This window comes from Pseudomonas sp. MF6396 (assembly GCF_002018915.1).
Taxonomy (GTDB): domain Bacteria; phylum Pseudomonadota; class Gammaproteobacteria; order Pseudomonadales; family Pseudomonadaceae; genus Aquipseudomonas; species Aquipseudomonas palmensis.
Genome location: NZ_MVOK01000002.1, coordinates 26414 through 41949 on the forward strand (window position 1 = coordinate 26414; position 15536 = coordinate 41949).

Below are 15536 nucleotides of genomic sequence, written 5' to 3' on the forward strand. Positions count from 1 at the left end.
GATATTCGCTACTGGCGCAATGAATTTTTCAGTGCGCCGGCAGCGGCGTAGGTTTGAACCACGGCCCAACCGGCCACTTCAACCTGACGCTTTCGAGGGCATTGCCATGAACTTCAATCTTTTTTCGGTTATCGCGGCTTCGGCCATTTCTGCCTCCGTGGTGCTGCCTGCCGGCGCCCAGGTCGAGCTCCGCGAGAAAAAATCCTCCACCCCGAGCTACACCCAGAAGTACCTGCAGCAAAGCGCGAATTTCTATGCGGCGCTGGATCACAAGGTCCAGCACTGATCGTTTCCGGTGCTGACCTTGTAGCGTCAGTACCGGCCCCTTCGCTGGTCAGCGTGCCATGATCGCCTTGAACAGCGCCGACTCCAGCCACCCCTGCAGCCACACGCGCAAGCGCGGGTAGGGCGCTGTGGCAAACCAGTCAGGCTCGACCCCGGCAAACTGGCGAACGAATGGCATCAACGCCACGTCCGCAATGCTCGGGTGCGCCGCCACCAGGTAGGCCTGCCGCTCGAGGCGCTGTTCCAGGTCCAGCAGTAACGCCTCGGCCTGCGCACGATACGTCTCGCGCGACTGCTCCGGGTAACGCTCGGCATACTTGTAGTGATTGAGCTGCTGCTTGAACAGCGTGTCATTGCGCTCGATCAGTTGCGTGGCCTGCTGCGCTGCGTTCGGGTCGTCCCGCAGCGCCCAGTTTTGCGGATCATGCCGGGCCAGCGCCCAGTGCATGATCTGCAGGCTTTCCTCCAGCACCTCACCGTCCACGCTCAACACCGGCACCGTGCCCTTGGGCGACAGCGCCAGCATGTCGGCCGGCTTGGCCTTCAGGCTCACTTCGCAGATCTGCACCGGGCAACCGGCGTAGCGCAAGGCCATGCGCGCACGCATCGCGTAGGGGCAGCGGCGGAACGAATACAGGATCATCCGCTGACCTCCACCGTGCTCAACCCATTGCCCTGGCGCCGCACCTGGATCTGCACCGGGATCCGCTCATGCATTTCCTGCACGTGGGAGATCACCGCCACCTTGCGGCCCTGGGCCTGCAGGCCGTCCAGCGCGTCCATGGCCAGTTGCAGCGACTCCGGGTCGAGGCTGCCGAAGCCTTCGTCGATGAACAGCGACTCGATGCGCAAGGTGCTCGAGGCCATCGAGGCCAGGCCCAGCGCCAGTGCCAGCGACACCAGGAAGGTCTCGCCGCCGGACAGCGAGTGCACCGAACGCAGTTCGTCGCCCATCTCGGTATCCAGTACCAGCAGCCCCAGCGCGCTGCCGCCACGCTTGAGCCGGTAGCGCCGCGCCAGCTGGCGCAACTGGGCATTGGCGTGGTGCACCAACAGATCGAGGTTGTAGCCCTGGGCGATCTTGCGGAACACGTCGCCGGTGGCCGAGCCGATCAGCGCGTTCAGGCGTGCCCAGCGCTGCCACTGGGCATAGGCCTGGGCGATGCGCTCGGCCAGGGCCTGGTTGGCCAGTTGCCGGCGCTGGTCGTCGGCCTGCCCGGCGCGCAGTTCGGCGCACTGCTGTTCGCTGATCACCAGGTGTTGCTGCAGCTCGCTCAGCGCCTGCTCCAGATGCTCGGCGGGTACCTCGCCGCTGGCCTGGGCCTGATGCTGCTGCAGGCGCTGTTCGCGCTCTGCGACGAGCACGCCGGCCTGCTCGATGGCCTTTTCTGTCTGTTGCAGGCGCTGGCGCAGTTGACTGACCTGCTCGTCATCCACCGCCAGCAGCTGGTCCAGCCCGGCATCGTCGAGTTCCGGGTGACCCTGGCGCCATTGCCCGATGGCGTGGTCGAGCTGCTGGCTTTCCTGCTCCAGGGCGCCCAGACGCTGTTCGTCTGCCTTGAGTTCGGCAGCCCGCTCGATGGCCTGGGCCTGGGCCTGCTGCAACTGCTGGCCGGTCGTTGCCTGCGCGCTGCGCGCTGCCTCGACCTGCTGTTCCAGGTGCTGCTGCCAATGCTCGGCACCGGCATGCTCGCCAATCAGCGCGGTCAGGGCGTCGCGGGCCTGTTGCTGCTGGGTGCGCAGTGCATCGACCTGCTGCTGCACGGCCTGATGGCTGAGTTCGAGCGCCTGTTGCTGCACCTGGGTCTTTTCAAGCTGCTGCTGACGCTCGGCGTGCTCCTGCTGCTCGTCCTTTTGCCGGTCCAGCAGCTCCAGGCGCTGGGCCAGTTGCTGGTCCAGTTGCAGGAAGGTCGCGGCGGGCTCCTGGCGCAAGGCGTCGAGAATGTCGCCTGGCAGCAGCGTGGCGAAGCCGGCCAGCGCCTGCTCCAGGTGTTCGTCGTCGGCCTGCAGCGCATGCTGTTGCTGGCTCAGGTGCTGCGCGGCCTGCTGGTTCGCCTCGACGCTCGCCTGCACCTGCTGCTGCACACGGGCGGCGTCTTTCTGCAGGGTCAGCAGGGTAGCGAGGCGTTGCTCGTCGCGGGCGATGTCGTCGTTCAGGCGGCGTAGCTGATGCTCCAGCCAGGCCGAGCGCTCGCCCACATCCTGTGCCGAGAGTTGCGCATACAGCGCGTGCGCCTCCAGGCCAGGAGCCAGTGCCTGCTGCTGGGTGGCCAGTTGTTCCTGCTGGTGCAGGTACTCCTTGATCTGGCCATTCACGCCGCCCAGGGTGCTGCGCAGTTCGTCGAGCTTGAGCTTGAGCGCCTCCACCGCCTGCAGGGCGCCGGCCTCTTCAGTCTGGTCGTGCCGGCCGAGGCTTTGCAGCAGGGCTTCGGGCTGGTGATAGGGGTGCTCCTGGCTGCCACACACCGGGCAGGGCTGGTCGTCCTGCAACTGCGCGCGCAGTTCCTCGACGCTGGCGCTGCGGGCCAGGCGCTGACGTTCGAGCACCTGGCGGGTGACCTGCAGGGCCTGTTCGGCGGCGGTCAGCTCGGTCTTGCCCTGCAGGCCTTCGGCGATCAGGCCTTCACGCTGCTGCTGGGCTGCCTGCTGGCGCTCGCGCAGGGCCTGGGCGCGTTGCGTCAGCTCTTGCTGACTGGCCCACAGGCGGGACAGCTCTTCGACGGCGCGCTGCTGCTTGCGGTTGTCCTGCAGCAGGGTGCCGAGCAGGTCGATCTGTTCGGCCAGCGCCTCGGGCTCGGCGCCGGCCTCGTGGTAGAGCAGGGCCAGGCTTTCACGGTGTGCCTGCAACTGGCGTGCGCACTCATCGGCGCGCTGCTGCAGGCCGGGCAGTTCCTCGCGGCCCTGGCTGAGGCGGTTGCCGACCAGCATCAGTTGCTGCAACTGGGCGCGGTAGGCGTTCCAGGCATCACCGATGCTGGCCAGGTGAGCGCTCTGGCTCAACTGCTCGTCGATCTGCGCCAGGCGCTGGTGGGTGAGTTGCTGGCGCTCGATCAGCGCCTGGATCTGCTGCTGGCCTTGGCGACTGGCTTGCTCGGCCTGCTGACATTGAACGTTGCGCTGGTCAAGCTCCTGCTCCAGGCGCGCCAGCGTCTGCTGCTCGGCGAAGGCCTGGCGCAGCAGCGGCGCGCACTCGGTCTGCCGGGCCAGGGCCGTGGCCAGGTGCTCACCGGCGGCTTGCTGCGCCTGTTCAAGCTGCTGCAGGCGTTGCTGCAACTCGGCCTGCTGCTGGCGTTGCTGCTGGATGCTCGCTGCCAGTGGGCTGGGCTGGCTGGCCAGTGCCCGCTGGCGGGCGAACTGATGGCGCTGCGGGGCGAGTTGTTCGAGGCGGCTCAGGTTCAGGCGTTCGCCCTGCAACTGCGCCCACTGCTGCTGGGCGCTGTGCAACTGCTCGCTGGCGGCGGCCTGCTGGTCCTGCAGCTGCTTGAGTTCGGCGAACCAGCTGCGCTGCTGTTCGAGCAGGCGCAGGCGGGCCTGTTCGGCCTTGGGCTGGCGCTGCGCCTCGGCGAGGCGCTGGTCGAGCTCGGCGCGTGCCTCGTCGGCCATCGGCATCACGCCCTGGGCCTGGTCGGTAAGCGCCTTGTGCGTCTCTTCGGCCTCCTTGCTCTTGCTGTAGGCGCGCCGGCCCAGCTGGCTGTAGATGGCGGTGTTGGTGAGCTTTTCGAGCAGTTCGCTGCGTTCCTTGTCGTCGGCCTTGAGGAACGCGCTGAATTCGCTCTGCGCCAGCATCACGGCGCGGGTGAACTGTTCGAAGTTCAGGCCCAGGCGGGCCTCGATCATCTGCTCGTATTCGCGCTTGCTCTGGTTGCTCAGCAACTGGTTGCTGTCCAGGTCGTGCAGGCTCTGGCGGCTGCCCTGCAACTTGCCGGTGGGTTTGTCACGGGCGCGGTTGGCTTCCCAGCGGGCGCGGTAATGGCGCCCGTCGATGCCGACGAAGTCGACTTCGGCAAAGCCGCTGCCCGTGCCGCGGCGCAGCAGGGTGCGCGGGTCGCTGGTGAGTATTTCGCTGTCGACCTCGGGCAGCTTGGTCTCGCGGCCGATGTTGTTCAGCCGCGGCACCGCGCCGAACAGCGCCAGGCACAAGGCGTCGAGCAGGGTGCTCTTGCCGGCCCCGGTCGGCCCGGTGATGGCGAACAGGCCGGCGCTGGCCAGCGGCTCGCAGGTGAAGTCGATCTCGAACGGGCCGGCCAGGGAGGCGAGGTTCTTCAGGCGAATGGCAAGAATCTTCATGGCTGTTCCTCCTCCTGCTGCACGTCCTGCAACAGCAGGGCGAAGTCGGCCAGGGTCTGTTCGTCGACGCTGGTGCCGTAGGCCTGTTCCCAGGCACGGCTGAACAGGTCGTGGGGGCTGAGCTGGCCCAGCTCGATCAGGCGGGTGTCGTCCTCGCCGTCGCTGGCGCCGGTGCCGGCGTATTCGGCGGCGATGCGTACCAGGCGCACGGCCTTGCCTTGCAGGCAGGCTTCGAGCTGCTGGCGCAGGTCGGGCTGCGGTTCGTCCAGGCGCACCCGCACCTCCAGCCAGGGCTGGCGCTGCGGGTCGTCGAGCAGGTCGACCTGGGGCAGTTGCCCGAGTTGTTCGAGAATCTCCACCAGCGGCGCCGGGCCCAGGCGTTGCAGGGGCACGGCACGCGGTATCAGGCGCGGTTCGACACTGGTCAGGGTGGCGCCGTCGAGTTCGACTTCGAGGATCTGGTGCTGATAGCCGATTTCGGAGAACGACAGCGGAATCGGCGAGCCGCTGTAGCGGATGCGGTCTTCGCGGTTGACCTTCTGCGGCTTGTGCAGGTGGCCCAGGGCGACGTAGCTGATCTGGCTGCCGAACAGGCTGGCGGGCAGGGCCTCGGCATTGCCGATGATCAGGCTGCGCTCGGAGTCTTCCGATACCGAGCCGCCGGCCATGTGTGCGTGGCTCACGGCGATCAGCGCCTGGCCAGGCTTGCGTTGCTTGAGGGCGGCCTCGATCAGCCATTCGTGCACCTGGCCGATGCCGCGCAGGTAGTCGTCACCCAGGTGCGCACCGGTGACTTCGGCCGGGCGCAGGAAGGGCAGGGCCAGGCACCAGGCGGTCACCTTGCCCTTGGCGTTGGTCAGCGGCACCAGCAGGCGCTCGCTGTCGAGCTGGCCGTCGTCGAGCCAGTGCACGCGACCCAGGGCGTAGGTCCTGAGACGGCGCATCAGCGGTGCGGGCAATTCGATGCGCGAGCCGGAGTCGTGGTTGCCGGCGATCATCACGATGTTCAGCCTGGGCTGCTGTTCGTGGGCCTGGACGATGAAGTCGTAGAGGCGCTCCTGGGCTTTGACCGGCGGGTTGACGGTGTCGAAGATGTCGCCGGCGATCAGCAGCGCGTCAGGCTGGCGCAGCTTGAGCTGGCCGAGCAGCCAGTCGAGAAAGCAGGCATGTTCGAAGTCGCGCTCCTGGCCATGCAGGGTTTGCCCCAGGTGCCAGTCGGAGGTGTGAAACAGACGCATTGGAAGTCCCGTGAAGGTCGAGCCGGTAGCCGGCTATGGTAACGCGGGTGGCAGGTTTTGGGGGCTGCGATAGCCCCTGCGCAGGCGCCGCGTTATTTGGGATAGAGCGGCGGCAGGCTGCCGTTCTCGGCGGCGCTCGGCTGCGCCTGCTCGGCTGCGGGAATGGTGCCGATCGCCCGCCACAGTTCATCGCCCTGCCAGTATTGCCCGCTCTCGCTGTACAGCGCGCCGTTGAGCCCGTCCAGCGCATCCGACAGCGGCACGAAGCGCGCCGCCAGCTCGGCCAGGGTCTCGGGCTGCTGGCGGGCCCAGGCATCCAGCGCCTGGCGGGTGGCCTGCGGGTCGTTGGCCTGACAGGCACGCTTGAGGTCGTCGAGCAGGGTGCGCGGGCTCGGCCCGCTCTGCGCCGCACGCAATACCGCCGGCTGCGAGCGTGCGCGCCACCACAGGGCGAAGCCGAGCAGGGTGGTCAGGGCCAGCAGCAGCGTGCTCAGTTGCCACGGCCATAGCGGCCGGTTCTCGAGGTTGACGACGCTGGCCGGGGTGTCTGCCGTGAGGGCAGGGTTGTCTTCGATCTTCAACCCGCGCGCCGGCAGGCTGGTGCGCTCCACGTGCTGTTCGCGGGTGTTCCACCACACCACCTCGAGGCTCGGCAGTTCCAGTGCGCCACTGTGGGTCGGCACTAGCGCCTCGCGTTCCTCGCGCAGGCCTACCAGCCCGCGTTCGCTGACCTCTTCACGCAGTTGCGGCTGATCCGGGTATCGTCGCAGGCCGTTGACTTCGGTGGCGGGCAGCGGTGGCAGTTGCGCACTGGACAGCCCGTCGGCGCTGAGGATCACGCTGCGCGTCAGCGAGTCGCCGATCTGGGTCGGGGTCTGCGCAGGGTCCGGGCTCCAGCGTTCCTCAAGGCTCAGGCTGCGTGCCGGCAGCCACGGCTGGTCGGCGGGGTACTCGGCCGGTATCGGCAGCACCTGCAAGGGCAGCGGCGTGGAACTGACCCGTACCTGCTTGCCACGTGCCGCGCCGCTGTCGCCCTGGGCCGGCTCGTCGGCGCTGGTGGCGCTGAAGGTCAGGGCGGGTATGCTCAATGCGCCGCTTTGCTGGGGGAAGATCGCGTAGCGCATCTCGATCACGCCAAAGCGCACGCCGTTGATCAGTTTTTCATAGGTGCGCGACTCGCCCAGCGGTTCGACCCGGGCATTGGCGATCACCAGCGGGCTGAGGCTGCTGTCATCGTAAAGCGACACCGAGTGGTAGATGCGCAGGGTCAGTACGGCCTGGGCCTGCACGTACACGCTGTCTGCGTCCAGGCTGGCATCGATGCTCACCGGCGCCTGGCTGATGTCGCTGGACGCCTCGGCCGGCAGTACCTGCAACGTCACCGGCTGGCTCTGCGCCTCGCCCAGGTGCAGCACCGGCACCTGGACCGTGCCGCTCTGGCGCGGGCGCAGGGTGATGATCCAGCGGGTATTGGCCTGGGTCTGGCCGTCGAGGCTCTTGAGGCTGTTGACCTGGCGCGTGTCGCGCACTTCGAAGTCGGCCTGCAGCGGGGTCAGGTCGGGCTTGCCGAACTGGGTCACGTCTTCGATTTCCAGGGTCAGCTCCAGGGTTTCGCCCGCGATCAGGCGGCTGCGGTCGACGCTGGCGAGCAGCGTCGCCGCCTGCACCTGCAGGGCGAACAAGAAGCTGAAAACCAGGGCGCAGACGCGGATCATTTGGGGCTTTCCTGATGCAGTTGCTGTTCGTACCAGAACTTGCGGCGCAACAGCTCGGACGGGTTGTCCGGGATCTGGCGCAGCCATTGTTCCAGGGCCTGGCGCTGCTCGGCATCCAGGCTGCTGTCGACGGGGCGCTGCGGTGGCCGGGTGGTGTCTTCGTCCGGCGGCTCGCTGGCGTTGTGCGCGTGCTCTGGCGCGGTGGCGGTGTCTTCGCCGGCGCCGGCCTTGGCATCGCCCTGGCTGCTGTCGCTGCTGTTCGATTGCTGGCCGTTGCTGGCCGAATCGGTCGGCAGGTCGGGCCGGCCCTGAGGCGGGTCTTCGGTGGCCGGCGGTTGCTGGGGCTGTTCGGGCTGGCGGCGCAGCAGTTGCTCGACCAGATCCTTGTTGGCCTGGGCCGCTTCCAGCTCGGGCTCCAGCTCCAGGGCCTGCTCCCAGGCATCCACGGCCGCCTCCAGTTCGCCGCTGCGGGCCAGGGCATTGCCGCGATTGTAATGGGCGCTGGCGCTGCTGGCCCGTGCGAATTCACGGGCGGCGCCAGCATAGTCGCCAGCCTGGTACAGCGCCATGCCTTTCCATTGCGGGTCTTCGAAGTGGCGGGCGGCCTCGGCCGGACGCTGCTGTTCGAGCAGGCGCTGGCCCTGCTGGTCGGGACGCAGCCACAGGTCGTTGAAGGTGAAGGCGTAGCTCGGTTGCGGCAGCAGGCCGAGCAGCAGCGGCAGGCAGAACAGCCAGCCACGCCGGCCAGCGCACGCGGCCAGCAGCAGTAGCGGGATCAGCAGCCAGTAGCCCTGGTCGGCCCAGCTGTCCAGTTGCAGGGTCTGGCCGTCGGCGCGCAGCGCCTGGGGATTGTCGAACAGGCCCAGGCCGCGCAGGTCGAGGTCGTCGATGCGCGCCTTGCGGTAACGCCCGCCGGTACTGTTGATGAAGGCCTTGAGCTCGGCGCTGTCCAGGCGCGGAACCAGGATTGCCCCGTCCACGTCCTTGAGGTATTCGCCGTTGGTCTGCCTGACCGGCGCGCCTTCGGGGGTGCCCACGCCCAGCATCAGCAGCTTGGGACCATGACGCCCCAGTGCCTGGGTGATGCCCTGACGTTCCTGCGGGCTGAGCGAGGAGCCGATCAGCAGCAGGCGCCCCTGGCCCAGCGCGCCCTGGGCCAGCAGTGCCAGCGCCTTGCGTACCGCCAGGTCGGCGCGCTGACCAGGTTGCGGCATGATGGCGGGGTCCAGGGCGTCGAGCAGGTTGCGGCTGGTGGCCAGGTCGTCGGACAGTGGCACCAGGGTGTGTGCGCTGCCGGCATACACGATGATCGCGGTCTGGCTGTCGCGGCGGTGTTCGAGCAGGTCGAGCAGCTTGCGTCTGGCCTGCTGCAGGCGGTTGGGCGGGGTGTCGTCGGCGAGCATCTGCGGGGTCAGTTCGAGCATGACCACCAGCGGGTCGGCGGCGCGCTGGCGGGTCTCTTCCAGGCGCTCCCAGCTGGGGCCGACCAGGGCCAGCACGGCCAGCAGCCAGGCCAGGCCCAGGGCGATCCACGGCAGCTTGCTGTCGCGGCCATTGCCGCCGCCCAGCAGCACGGCATGGAACGCCGCGGGCAGGATCATCTGCCAGCGTCCGGCGCGCTTTTGTCGGTGCCACAGCTTCCACAGCAGCCAGCCGAGCAGCGGCAGCAGCAACAGCCAGGCCGGGCGCAACCATTGGGGCCAGAGCTCGATCATCGACGCCTCCGCAGGCGCAGGCGCTTGAGGCGCTCGCGCCATTCGGGGTGCGGCTGCAGAAAGTGCGGCCGGCGCAGCAGGCGTTGCAGCAGGTTGTCGGGCCAGCGATCGCGCACCACCAGCAGTACACTCAGGCCCAGCGCCAGGGCCAGCGGCCAGCTGTACAGGGCATGCGCGGTACGCGCCTGGGTCGGTTGCTGGGCTACCGGCTCGAGGCGGTCGAGGGCCTGGCCGATGGCGTTGAGTTCGTTGCCGTCGCGGGCGCGGAAGTAGGCGCCGTGGGTGACCTCGGCGATCTCCCTGAGCGAGGCTTCGTCCAGGTCCAGGCTCGGGTTGAGCCCGAGCATGCCGGCGGTGCCGGTTTCGTCCGGGTCGGCGCCGATGCCGATGGTGTAGATCCTGATGCTTTCCTGGGCGGCCAGGCGCGCGGCGGTCAGCGGGTGGATCTGCCCGCCGTTGTTGGCGCCATCGGTCAGCAGAATCAGCACGCGGCTTTGCGCAGGGCGCATGCGCAGGCGCTTGACCGCCAGGCCGATGGCATCGCCAATGGCGGTGTTCTTGCCGGCGATACCGATCTGCGCCTCGTCGAGAAAGCTGCGCACGGTGCGTCGGTCGAACGTCAGCGGGGCCTGCAGGTAGGCCTGGCTGCCGAACAGGATGAGCCCCACGCGGTCGCCTTCACGCGCTTGCAGAAAGTCGCCCATCAGTTGCTTGACCAGGGTCAGGCGGCTGACGTCCTCGTCGTCCCAGCGCATGTCGGGGAAGTCCATCGAGCCGGATACATCCACCGCCACCAGCAGGTCGCGCCCACTGGCGGCCACCGGCAGCGGCTCGCCCAGCCATTGCGGGCGCGCGGCGGCGCACAGCAACAGCAGCCACACCAGCACGAACGGCGCCTGCTGGCGCCAGGTCGGCAGGTTGAGCCGCGCGCGGCGCCCGGCCAGGCCTTCGAGTTCGTCCAGAAAGCTCACCTTGAGCACCGGTTCGCCGCTGTCGGCGGCCGGCAGCAGCAGACGGGCCAGCCACGGCAGCGGCAACAGCGCGAAGACCCACGGCCAGGCCAGTTCAAACATGTTTGCGAATCCAGGTGTCGACCGCCTGGTTGAGCCCGGCGATGGCCTTGTCGTCAAGCCGGCACTCGGGCTTGTAGGCGCCTTCCACCAGTACCATCCAGCGGGTCAGGCCGGCGGCCGGGCAGCGGTTGTCGAGAAACGCCAACCACTTGCGCCCGTTGAGGGTGTGACTGTGGCTGTCGGGGTAGTGGTTGCGGCACAGGCGTTTGAGCAGGGCGTTGATCTGCTGCAGCCAGGCACCGGCCGGTGCGCCGTCGTAGGGCTTGGGCAGCGCCGCCAGCTCTGCCAGGGCGGCGATGCGGATCGGTTCCAGCGGTTGTTCGGCGCGTGGCAGCGGAGCCTTGCGCGGGCGCCAGTGACGCAGCCGCCACAGGCCCCAGGCGAACACGGGCAGCAATGCCAGCAGCACCCACCAGCCCGGCGCGGGCGGCCACGCGCCGATGGGGGCGGGGGCGATCAGCGGTTGCAGTGCGTCCAGTGGGTTCATCGGCTTTTACCCGAGCGTTGCGGGTCGAGGTATTCGCGCAGTTGCTCGATCATTTCGCTCTGGGTGCTCAAGGGCATCAGCACCACGCGCAGTTTCTGGGCCAGCAGTTCCCAGCGTTCGATGCGTGCCTCGCTCTGCTGGCGATAGCTCTTGCGCAGGTTGGCATCCAGGGTATCGAGCTCCAGCTGTGCGCCGCGCTGGGCAAAGCGCAACAAGCCGGCGGCGGGCAGGGCGTGGTCGAGTGGGTCGGACACCGGCAGCAGCAGCAGGTCGCAGTGGCGTGCCAGCAGGCTCATCTGTTGCTCCACCCCGGGGGTGAGCGCGCGTTCGTCGCAGATCACGATGGCCAGGCTGCCCGGGCGCAGCACTTCGCGGGCGCGGCGCAGGGCGATGTTGAGGTTGTCGCCCTGGGGCTGGGCCTCGGTGTGCAGCGACTGGTTGACCCGCGCCAGGCGGTTGAGCAGTTGCAGCAGGCTCTGCTTGCTGCCCCGTGGCTTGATTTCATAGTGCTCGTTGTCGCCGAACACCAGGCCGCCGATGCGGTCGTTGTGGCCCAGCGCGGCCCAGCCGATCAGGGCGGCGGCCTGGGCGGCAAGTACCGACTTGAACATCAGCCCGGAGCCGAAGAACAGGCGTCGGCTCTGTTCGACCAAAATGAAGATGGGCCGCTCGCGCTCTTCGTGGAACAGCTTGGTGTGGGGTTCCTGGGTGCGGGCGGTGACTCGCCAGTCGATGTTGCGCACATCGTCGCCGGCCTGGTAAACGCGCACCTGGTCGAAGTCCACGCCGCGCCCGCGCAGGCGCGAGTGATGCAGACCCACCAGCGGGCTGCGTTGCCCGGGGGCGGAGAACAGCTGCACCTCGCGCACGCGATGACGCATCTCGATCAGTTCGGAAAGGCCGATGCGGATGCCGGGCTCGGCCTGCGCTGAAAGAGGCATGGCTTCAGGCCACGGCGACGACGTCGAGGATGCGCTGGATCACCCGGTCCTGGTCGATACCGGCCGCTTCGGCCTCGAACGAAAGAATGATGCGGTGGCGCAGCACGTCGAACAGCACCGCCTGGATGTCTTCGGGGCTGACGAAGTCGCGTCCGGCCAGCCAGGCGTGGGCGCGTGCGCAGCGGTCCAGGGCAATGGAGCCGCGCGGGCTGGCGCCGTAGGCGATCCAGTCGCCGAGTTCGGCGTCGTACTTGGCACCGGTGCGGGTGGCCATCACCAGTTGCACCAGGTACTCCTCCACTGCGTCGGCCATGTACAGGCCGAGGATCTCCTTGCGTGCGGCGAAGATCGCCTGCTGGCTGACCCGGCGTTCGGGCTTGGTTTCGCCGTTGAGCGCCTCGCCGCGCGCCTGCTGCAGGATGCGCCGCTCCACGGCGGCATCGGGAAAGCCAATTTTCACGTGCATCAGGAAACGGTCGAGCTGGGCTTCGGGCAGCGGGTAGGTGCCTTCCTGCTCGATGGGGTTCTGCGTGGCCATCACCAGGAACAGGGGCGACAGCTCGTAGGTGCTGCGCCCCACGCTGACCTGGCGCTCGGCCATGGCCTCGAGCAGGGCCGACTGGACCTTGGCCGGGGCGCGGTTGATGTCGTCGGCCAGCACCAGGTTGTGGAAGATCGGACCCTGCTGGAACACGAAGCTGCCGGTTTCAGGGCGATAGATTTCGGTGCCGGTGATGTCGGCGGGCAGCAGGTCGGGGGTGAACTGGATGCGGTGGAACTGCGCCTCGACGCCTTCGGCGAGTTCCTTGATGGCCTTGGTCTTGGCCAGGCCCGGCGCACCCTCCACCAGCATATGACCATCGGCGAGCAGCACGATGAGCAGGCGCTCGACCAGTTTTTCCTGGCCAAGAATCTGGGTGGAGAGAAAGGTGCGCAGCGCGATGAGCGCTTCACGATGTTCCATCGGGACGGTTCCTGGGCGTGCGCCCGGGGGGAGGGCAACAACGCCCGGGCAGGGGCTGATACTTTAATCCATCCGGGGGTGTGGCGACTAATGGTGGGTGGGTAAATTTGAGCGCAGATCACAAATCATCGGTGCCGCCATCGCGGGTCAAGCCCGCTCCCACAAGGTCGGCGCTGTTCTTGTGGGAGCGGGCTTGACCCGCGATGATTAGCCAGGCGAGTCAGTTCTTGAAGCTGGAGTGCTTGCGCCCCTGGTCACACAGGGCGAACACCACCACGAACACTGCGGCAATCGCCAGGATCGCCACCACGCCGTCGGTCGAATGGGTCGGCGAGCTGGCCACCAGTGCCAGGCCGCCCAGTGGCGCCAGGCCACCGGCCACCGCGGTGCCGATCTCGCGCCCGGTGCCAAAGCCCGATGAGCGCGTGGCCGTGGGGAACTGGCGGCTGAGGAACGAACCCTGCGGGGCGAACATCATCGGCGCCAGCAGGCCGGTACCAATGGCGATGGCGATGTAGATCATCAGCGGCTCGGCGGTGTTGAGCAGGGCCATGAACGGGTACGCGAACAGTACCGAGAACAGACCGCCCATGATCAGCACCGCCTTGCTGCTCCATTTGTCGCACAACCAGCCGAAGCATGGCACCGCCACGATCGCCACCAGGCTGGCAATGGTCACCGACAGCGAGGTCACGTGGGCCTCCACACCCTTGAACTGGGTCAGGTAGGCCAGCGAGAAGGTCTTGAAGATATAGCTCAGGGCGTTGTAGCCGATGGCCACGAAGAACACCACGGCCAGGCCCTTGAGGTCGTTCTTGAACAGCGCCTTGAGCGGCGACACCTTGGCTTTTTTCGGCGCCTGCTCGAGTTCGGCGAACTGCGGGGTTTCCGGAATGCTGCGGCGTACCCAGAAGCCCACGCCCACCAGCACGATGCTGCAGATGAACGGGATGCGCCAGCCGCCCGAGAGCAGGAAGTCGTTGCCGTTCATGGTCAGCAGGTACACGGTCAGCGACGACAGCAGCAGGCCCAGGTTGAGCCCCAGCGCAGGCCAGGCACCCTGACTGCCGCGCTTGCCTTCGCTGGCATGTTCGTAGCTGGTCACGGCCGCGGCGGACAGCTCGGCGCCCGCGCCCAGGCCCTGGATGATGCGCACCAGCACCAGGATGATCGGCGCCCAGATGCCAATGCTGGCGTAGCTGGGGATCAGGCCGATCAGCGTGGTGCACAGGCCCATCATGCAGAAGGTCACCACCAGTACCTGCTTGCGCCCGAAGCGGTCGCCCAGGTAGCCGAACAGCACGCCGCCGAACGGGCGCGCGATAAAGCCGATGGCAAAGGTGGAGAAGGCCAGCAGCGAGGCAACCTGAGGGTTGCTGGCGTCGAAGAAGATCTTCGAGAACACGATGGCCGCCATGGTGGCGTACAGGTAGAAGTCGTACCACTCCAGCATCGAGCCGAAGATGGTGGCCGCCGCGACCTTGCGCAGGCGCTTCCTGTTCTGTTCCGGGGTTTCGGTTGCGGTGGTGACCGCTTCATGTACCGACATCGAGAGATTCCTTGTTGGTCTTTGTAGTTATTTTCAAGCGGGCGGCGGGCGCCCGTGCAGCAATGCGGATCAGCGTGGTGTGAGCAGGCGGTCGGCGATCATTTCGCCGATCGGGATGGCCGAGGTGGCTGCCGGCGACGGTGCGTTGCACACGTGGACCATGCGCGGGGTCTCGGCGAACAGGAAGTCGTGCACCAGGGTGCCGTCACGCATCACTGCCTGGGCGCGGATGCCTGCCTCGTAGGGCAGCAGGTCGTCGACCTCGAGCGAAGGGCAGTATTTGCGGCACTGTTCCAGGTAGCCGCGCTTGAATAGCGAGTTCTTCATCTCGGTGGTGCCCGAACCGAGGTTGTTCCACAGGGTTTTCCAGAAGCCGGGGAAGCGGGCGTACTGCGCCACGTCGCGCCAGTTGATCGAGAACTTGCCGTAGTTCTCGCGGCCCAGGCCCAGCACCGCATTCGGCCCGACAGTGACGCTGCCGTCGATCATGCGGGTGAGGTGCACGCCCAGAAACGGCAGCTCCGGGTCGGGGATCGGGTAGATCAGGTGATTGACGATCTGGTTCTTGGTGGCTGGCAGGCGGAAGTATTCGCCGCGAAACGGGATGATCTGGTGGTCGATCCTGACCCCGGCCAGCGCCGCCAGGCGGTCCGACTGCAGGCCGGCGCAGGCGACCAGCTGCCTAGCGCGCCATACGCGGTCTTCGCTGCTGATGGTGACGCTGTCGCCGCTTTCGGCGATCGCCGCCACGCGGGTGTCCAGGCAGATCTCGCCGCCGGCGGCCTGGATGACCTTGGCCATGGCCTGGCACACCTGCTTGTAGTCGACGATGCCGGTGGCATCGAGGAACAGCCCGCCCAGGCCGACGATGTTCGGCTCACGACGGCGCAGTTCGGCGGCATCCAGGCGCTCGACCTTCAGCCCGTTCTGTTGCGAGCGCTCGTACAGCGCCTGCATGCGTTGCACCTCGAGCGGGTTGGACGCCACCAGCAGCTTGCCGCACACCTCGTACTTGATGGCGTGGGTGTCGCAGAAGTCCTTGGTGGCCTGGGCGCCGCGCTTGCACAGGTCGGCCTTGAGGCTGCCGGGTGCGTAGTAGATGCCGGCGTGGATGACCCCGCTGTTATGGCCGGTCTGGTGCCGGGCCAGTGTGGTTTCCTTCTCCAGGATGACCAGCGAGGCGCCAGGCTGGCGCTTGAGCAGCGCCATGGCGGTGGCGAGGCCGACGATGCCGCCGCCGATGATGCAGTAGTCGTAAATCATGCAGGGGTCACCTTGGTAT

General features: G+C 67.5%; 12 protein-coding genes. 1 reads left to right on the forward strand and 11 read right to left on the reverse strand.

Translation table 11 applies throughout. The features are described 5' to 3' along the window. The first annotated feature begins 106 nt into the window (after window positions 1–106). Complete coding sequence (locus MF6396_RS01775) at window positions 107–286, forward strand: hypothetical protein (RefSeq protein ID WP_078479574.1); 180 nt, start codon at window positions 107–109, stop codon at window positions 284–286. Between the two features lie 48 nt (window positions 287–334). Here the strand turns inward: MF6396_RS01775 and MF6396_RS01780 are convergent, their stop codons facing one another. The 11 genes from MF6396_RS01780 to lhgO all read right to left on the reverse strand — a co-directional run bounded on the left by MF6396_RS01780 (window position 335) and on the right by lhgO (window position 15517). Then, window positions 335–928 (reverse strand): glutathione S-transferase, encoded by a 594-nt coding sequence (locus MF6396_RS01780; RefSeq protein ID WP_078479575.1) that lies wholly within the window; start codon window positions 926–928, stop codon window positions 335–337. After that, window positions 925–4572, reverse strand: coding sequence for an AAA family ATPase (locus tag MF6396_RS01785; RefSeq protein ID WP_078479576.1), 3648 nt, complete (start codon window positions 4570–4572; stop codon window positions 925–927). Before MF6396_RS01785 ends, MF6396_RS01780 begins: the two co-directional genes overlap by 4 nt. After that, complete coding sequence (locus tag MF6396_RS01790; protein ID WP_078479577.1) at window positions 4569–5810, reverse strand: exonuclease SbcCD subunit D C-terminal domain-containing protein; 1242 nt, start codon at window positions 5808–5810, stop codon at window positions 4569–4571. Before MF6396_RS01790 ends, MF6396_RS01785 begins: the two co-directional genes overlap by 4 nt. 92 nt (window positions 5811–5902) lie before the next feature. Further along, window positions 5903–7525 carry a BatD family protein gene (locus MF6396_RS01795; protein WP_078479578.1) on the reverse strand — a complete coding sequence of 541 codons (1623 nt, stop codon included), beginning with the start codon at window positions 7523–7525 and terminating at the stop codon, window positions 5903–5905. Then, the gene (locus tag MF6396_RS01800) at window positions 7522–9240 is read right to left on the reverse strand and encodes a vWA domain-containing protein (protein WP_078479579.1); all 1719 of its coding nucleotides are present in this window, start codon (window positions 9238–9240) and stop codon (window positions 7522–7524) included. Before MF6396_RS01800 ends, MF6396_RS01795 begins: the two co-directional genes overlap by 4 nt. Beyond that, window positions 9237–10313 (reverse strand): vWA domain-containing protein, encoded by a 1077-nt coding sequence (locus tag MF6396_RS01805; RefSeq protein WP_078479580.1) that lies wholly within the window; start codon window positions 10311–10313, stop codon window positions 9237–9239. The genes MF6396_RS01800 and MF6396_RS01805 overlap by 4 nt, the downstream gene beginning before the upstream one ends. Then, window positions 10306–10800: a DUF4381 domain-containing protein gene (locus MF6396_RS01810; RefSeq protein ID WP_078479581.1), complete on the reverse strand. Its 495-nt coding sequence runs from the start codon at window positions 10798–10800 to the stop codon at window positions 10306–10308. Before MF6396_RS01810 ends, MF6396_RS01805 begins: the two co-directional genes overlap by 8 nt. Next, window positions 10797–11741, reverse strand: a complete 945-nt coding sequence (locus MF6396_RS01815) for a DUF58 domain-containing protein (RefSeq protein WP_078479582.1) — start codon at window positions 11739–11741, stop codon at window positions 10797–10799. The genes MF6396_RS01810 and MF6396_RS01815 overlap by 4 nt, the downstream gene beginning before the upstream one ends. A gap of 4 nt (window positions 11742–11745) precedes the next feature. After that, complete coding sequence (locus MF6396_RS01820) at window positions 11746–12705, reverse strand: AAA family ATPase (protein ID WP_078479583.1); 960 nt, start codon at window positions 12703–12705, stop codon at window positions 11746–11748. Window positions 12706–12925: 220 nt separating this feature from the next. Further along, a complete protein-coding gene (locus tag MF6396_RS01825; protein WP_043864621.1) occupies window positions 12926–14254 on the reverse strand; it encodes an MFS transporter in 1329 nt (442 codons plus the stop codon). Between the two features lie 69 nt (window positions 14255–14323). After that, window positions 14324–15517, reverse strand: a complete 1194-nt coding sequence (gene lhgO / locus MF6396_RS01830; RefSeq protein ID WP_054916212.1) for an L-2-hydroxyglutarate oxidase — start codon at window positions 15515–15517, stop codon at window positions 14324–14326. Window positions 15518–15536 lie beyond the last annotated feature (19 nt).

What these genes read in the sequence shown, in the direction of transcription:
- MF6396_RS01780 (WP_078479575.1), bottom strand. Translation starts at nt 928, where the DNA reads ATGATCCTGTATTCGTTCCGCCGCTGCCCCTACGCGATGCGTGCGCGC.
- MF6396_RS01795 (WP_078479578.1), bottom strand. Translation starts at nt 7,525, where the DNA reads ATGATCCGCGTCTGCGCCCTGGTTTTCAGCTTCTTGTTCGCCCTGCAG.
- MF6396_RS01810 (WP_078479581.1), bottom strand. Translation starts at nt 10,800, where the DNA reads ATGAACCCACTGGACGCACTGCAACCGCTGATCGCCCCCGCCCCCATC.
- MF6396_RS01825 (WP_043864621.1), bottom strand. Translation starts at nt 14,254, where the DNA reads ATGTCGGTACATGAAGCGGTCACCACCGCAACCGAAACCCCGGAACAG.
- MF6396_RS01800 (WP_078479579.1), bottom strand. Translation starts at nt 9,240, where the DNA reads ATGATCGAGCTCTGGCCCCAATGGTTGCGCCCGGCCTGGCTGTTGCTG.
- MF6396_RS01790 (WP_078479577.1), bottom strand. Translation starts at nt 5,810, where the DNA reads ATGCGTCTGTTTCACACCTCCGACTGGCACCTGGGGCAAACCCTGCAT.
- MF6396_RS01805 (WP_078479580.1), bottom strand. Translation starts at nt 10,313, where the DNA reads ATGTTTGAACTGGCCTGGCCGTGGGTCTTCGCGCTGTTGCCGCTGCCG.
- MF6396_RS01820 (WP_078479583.1), bottom strand. Translation starts at nt 12,705, where the DNA reads ATGGAACATCGTGAAGCGCTCATCGCGCTGCGCACCTTTCTCTCCACC.
- MF6396_RS01785 (WP_078479576.1), bottom strand. Translation starts at nt 4,572, where the DNA reads ATGAAGATTCTTGCCATTCGCCTGAAGAACCTCGCCTCCCTGGCCGGC.
- lhgO (WP_054916212.1), bottom strand. Translation starts at nt 15,517, where the DNA reads ATGATTTACGACTACTGCATCATCGGCGGCGGCATCGTCGGCCTCGCC.
- MF6396_RS01775 (WP_078479574.1), top strand. Translation starts at nt 107, where the DNA reads ATGAACTTCAATCTTTTTTCGGTTATCGCGGCTTCGGCCATTTCTGCC.
- MF6396_RS01815 (WP_078479582.1), bottom strand. Translation starts at nt 11,741, where the DNA reads ATGCCTCTTTCAGCGCAGGCCGAGCCCGGCATCCGCATCGGCCTTTCC.